1 protein-coding gene is annotated in these 364 nt (G+C 75.8%); it reads right to left on the minus strand.

The features are described 5' to 3' along the window. Positions 1–128: 128 nt before the first annotated feature. A partial coding sequence (locus tag AB0C69_RS35540) for a DUF397 domain-containing protein (RefSeq protein WP_360359683.1) occupies positions 129–364 on the minus strand: 236 nt, incomplete at its 5' end.

Raw genomic sequence — 364 nt, forward strand, 5'->3', positions numbered from 1 at the left:
GCCCGGGCGTTACTTGAACCCGTCCTTGTTCGGCGGCCGGGGCGCGGGGGGCGGGGGTGGCCGGGGGCCCGGGGGTGGCTGGGGGCGGGGGCCGCGGCGAACCTCGCCGCGGCCCCGTCGACCGGTCGCTAGCTCTCCTTGATCCCGTCCAGCAGGCCCCGCCAGGCGGCCGGCGTCAGCACCAGGGCCGGCCCGGAGGGGTCTTTCGAGTCGCGCACCGCGCGCATGTCGCTGGACAGGGCCGCCATCTCGACGCACTGGTCTCCGCTTCCGCTGCGGGACGACTTGCGCCAGACGGCCAGGGTGAGTTCGCGCTGGAGGTGGGTCACAGGCTGCTCCTGGGCTTCGTGCCGCCGGACCCTCT

This window comes from Actinomadura sp. NPDC048032 (genome assembly GCF_040653175.1).
GTDB classification, from domain to species: domain Bacteria; phylum Actinomycetota; class Actinomycetes; order Streptosporangiales; family Streptosporangiaceae; genus Spirillospora; species Spirillospora verrucosospora.